3 protein-coding genes are annotated in these 3625 nt (G+C 71.6%); all 3 read left to right on the forward strand.

Going from position 1 to position 3625, the window contains the following annotated elements:
* Nucleotides 1-183: 183 nt before the first annotated feature.
* Genes ACFW2E_RS10075 through ACFW2E_RS10085 form a run of 3 tightly spaced genes read left to right on the forward strand, consistent with a single transcriptional unit; the run spans nucleotide 184 to nucleotide 3523 of the window.
* Entirely contained in the window at nucleotides 184-1170 is a 987-nt protein-coding gene (locus tag ACFW2E_RS10075) for a carbohydrate ABC transporter permease (RefSeq protein ID WP_384464210.1), read from the forward strand.
* On the forward strand, nucleotides 1167-2009 hold the full coding sequence (locus ACFW2E_RS10080) for a carbohydrate ABC transporter permease (RefSeq protein ID WP_384464213.1): 843 nt from the start codon (nucleotides 1167-1169) through the stop codon (nucleotides 2007-2009). The genes ACFW2E_RS10075 and ACFW2E_RS10080 overlap by 4 nt, the downstream gene beginning before the upstream one ends.
* An 8-nt stretch (nucleotides 2010-2017) precedes the next feature.
* A complete protein-coding gene (locus tag ACFW2E_RS10085) occupies nucleotides 2018-3523 on the forward strand; it encodes a glycoside hydrolase family 3 protein (RefSeq protein ID WP_384464216.1) in 1506 nt (501 codons plus the stop codon).
* Nucleotides 3524-3625: the final 102 nt, after the last annotated feature.

Genomic DNA, 3625 nt, shown 5'->3' on the forward strand with positions numbered 1-3625 from the left:
GACACCCCGGCGCCCCCATCGCCCCCCCCCCCGTGGTGGGGGGGGGGCGCGGGGGGGCCCGCGGGGGGGCCATGTGGGACACCACCCGCGGGCGCCCCAAGAAAAAAACCCGCGTGGGGGCCCCCCGCCGGGGCCCCCCCCCCCGCTTCTCGTACGACCCGAGGGACCGCTGAGGAGCGCGCGATGAGTGCCGCAGACACGACCACCCCTGCCAAGGTGCCGCCGCCGCGGCAGGCGCTGCCACCGGGCGTCCCGGAACGGCCACGCGGAAAGCGGACGTCGGGCGGGGCGGCCACCCCCTGGCTGCTGCTCGCGCCGTGCCTGCTGGTCCTGGCCCTGGTCATGGGCTATCCGCTGGTCCGGCTGGTCACCCTGTCCTTCCAGGAGTTCGGCCAGTCCCAGCTGTGGGGCTTCAAGCCGGCCGAGTCGGTCGGGTTCGCCAACTTCTCCAAGGTGCTCGGCGACAGCGAGTTCTGGCAGGTCGTCGTGCGCACGGTGGTGTTCGCGGCCGGCGCGGTCGTCCTCACCATGGTCCTCGGCATGCTGATCGCCCTGCTGCTCCAGCGCGTCTCCGGCTGGGTGAAGACCCTCGTCAACATCGCGCTGGTGGCGAGCTGGGGCATGCCCGTCATCGTCGCCACCACGGTCTTCAAGTGGCTCTTCGACGCCGACTACGGCATTCTCAACGCCCTGCTGAGCAAGTTGCCCGGCGTCGACCTGATCGGCCACAACTGGTTCGCGAGCGGTCCCGAGGGACTGTCCGTGATCATGCTCCTGGTGGTCTGGGGCGCGGTCCCCTTCGTGGTCATCACCCTGAGCGCCGGCCTCACCCAGGTCCCCAAGGAACTCGAGGAAGCGGCCCGGCTGGACGGCGCGGGCGCCTGGGGCGTCTTCCGGTACGTCACCCTGCCCATCCTCAAACCGATCATCGTGATGCTCACGACCCTTTCGGTCATCTGGGACATGGGCGTCTTCCCGCAGGTCTTCGTGATGCGCAACGGCCACCCGGAGGCCGAGTTCCAGCTCCTCACCACCTACTCCTACGACCGCGCCTTCGTGGTCAACGACTACGCGCAGGGCTCGGCGATCGCCCTGATCACCGTGGTCCTGCTGCTCGGAGTGGTCGCCGTCTACATGCGTCAGATGCTGAAGATCGGAGAGGTCGAATGAGTGCCCTCGCTCCCCAGGCGCGCCGGAGGCCGAGGCTCGGCTGGAACCTCCTCGGTCTCCTCGTCTTCGCCACCGCCGGCTTTCCCGTGTACTGGATGCTCAACACGGCGTTCAAGCCCGCGAAGGACGCCATCGACGCGGACCCGAGCCTGCTGCCCACGGGCCTCACGCTCGACAACTTCCGCCGGGCACTGGACATCGCCGACTTCTGGGGCCCGGTCGGCCGCAGCCTGATCGTGTCCCTGTCCGTGGTGGCGATCGGCATCGTCGTCGGCATGCTGGCAGCGCTCGCCATCTCCCGGTTCGCCTTCCGCGGCCGCAAGATCGTGATCGTGGGCATCCTCGCGGTGCAGATGATCCCGCTGGTCGCCATGATCATCCCGGTCTTCCTGCTGCTGAACGACCTGGACCAGTACGACAAGCTCTCCGGCCTGATCATCACCTACCTGACCTTCATCCTCCCCTTCACGGTGTGGACGCTGCGCGGCTTCATCGTCAACATTCCGAGGGAGCTGGAGGAGGCCGCGATGGTGGACGGCTGCTCCCGCACCGGCGCCTTCATCCGCGTCGTCTTCCCCCTCCTCGCCCCCGGCATGGTCGCCACCTCGGTCTACGCCTTCATCCAGGCCTGGAACGAGTACCTGTACGCCCTGATGCTGCTCAGCCAGGAGCACCAGACCGCGACCGTGTGGCTCGGCAACTTCACCACCAAGCACGGCACCGAATACGCCCCGATGATGGCCGGCGCCGCCATGATGGCCCTGCCGATCGTGGTCCTCTTCCTCCTCGTCCAGCGCAAGATGGCCGCGGGCCTGACCGCGGGCGCCGTGAAGGGATAACGCCACTCGTGACGACATTCGCCAGCGGTACCACTGCGTCCAACTCCAGGGACGGCCTGACGCGCGACGCCCTCACCGTCCTCCAGCCCGGCTTCACCGGCACCACGGCGCCCGACTGGCTGCTGCGCCGTCTAGGCGAAGGCCTCGCGTCTGTTGGGCTGTTCGGCCGCAACATCGTCTCGTCCGAACAGCTCGCCGCCCTGACAGCCCAGCTGCGGGCCGAACGGGAGGACGTCCTGGTCGCCATCGACGAGGAGGGCGGGGACGTGACCCGTCTGGAGGTGCGGACCGGTTCCTCCTTTCCCGGCAACCACGCCCTGGGCGCGGTCGACGACGTCGAACTGACCAGGGAGGTCGCCCACGAACTCGGCCGCCGCCTCGCGGCCTGCGGAGTGAACCTCAACTGGGCCCCCTCCGCCGACGTGAACTCCAACCCCGCCAACCCGGTCATCGGTGTGCGCTCCTTCGGTGCCGACACCGGCCTGGCCGCCCGGCACACGGCGGCCTACGTCACGGGCCTCCAGTCGGCCGGAGTCGCCGCCTGCACCAAGCACTTCCCCGGCCACGGCGACACGGCCGTGGACTCCCACCACGCGCTGCCCCGCATCGACGCGGACGCCACGCTGCTCGCCTCCCGCGAGCTGGCCCCCTTCCGCGCCGCGATCGCGGCCGGCACGCGAGCCGTGATGAGCGCCCACATCCTGGTGCCGGCCCTGGACCCGGACCGCCCGGCGACGCTGTCCCACCGGGTGCTCACCGAACTGCTCCGCGGCGAACTCGGCTACGACGGCCTGATCGTCACCGACGGCATGGAGATGCAGGCCATCGCCGCCACCTACGGCATCGAACGCGGCAGTGTCCTGGCCATCGCGGCCGGTGCCGACGCCATCTGCGTGGGCGGCGGGCTGGCCGACGACGAGACGGTACGGCGTCTGCGGGACGCCCTGGTCACGGCGGTCCGCTCCGGAGAGCTCCCCGAGGAACGCCTGGCGGACGCCGCGGAGCGGGTGCGGGCACTGGCGCGCTGGACGGCGGAGGCTCCCACCGACGAGACCGGCGGCGGGGTACGCGCCGACGTCGGTCTGGTCGCCGCCCGCCGCGCGATCAGGGTGACGCACGCCGAGTCGTTCACGCCCCTAGCCTCGGCCCCCTACGTCGCCGCCTTCACCCCCGTCGCCAACATCGCCGTGGGTGACGAGACCCCGTGGGGAGTCGCCGCGGAGCTGGGCCGACTGCTGCCCGGCACGGAGACGGCGAGCTTCGCGGGGGAGACGGCGGGGGAGCAGGCGCTGGCGGCGGCGGGTACCCGGCGCATCGTGGCCGTGGTCCGCGACGAGCACCGGCACCCCTGGATGACCGCGGCCCTCGACGCCCTGCTGGCGGCCCGCCCGGACACGATCGTGATCGAGATGGGCGTGCCCCAGGCCCCGCCCCGCGGCGCGCTCCACATCGCCACCCACGGCGCCGCCCGGGTGTGCGGCCGGGCCGCGGCGGAGGTCATCGCGGGCGCGTAGCACGCACCTGCGCGGGGGGGGGGCGGGGGGCCCGGCGCGCAGCCGCCCCGCGGGCGCGGGGCGCAGCCGCGAATAAAACACCAGCGCCGCGGAGGGTGGGTG

The sequence above is a fragment of the Streptomyces sp. NPDC058964 genome, assembly GCF_042741275.1.
Lineage (GTDB): Bacteria > Actinomycetota > Actinomycetes > Streptomycetales > Streptomycetaceae > Streptomyces.

Bases quoted from the DNA above. Each gene is read 5' to 3' on its own strand.
- ACFW2E_RS10075 (WP_384464210.1), top strand. From the start codon at position 184: ATGAGTGCCGCAGACACGACCACCCCTGCCAAGGTGCCGCCGCCGCGG.
- ACFW2E_RS10080 (WP_384464213.1), top strand. From the start codon at position 1,167: ATGAGTGCCCTCGCTCCCCAGGCGCGCCGGAGGCCGAGGCTCGGCTGG.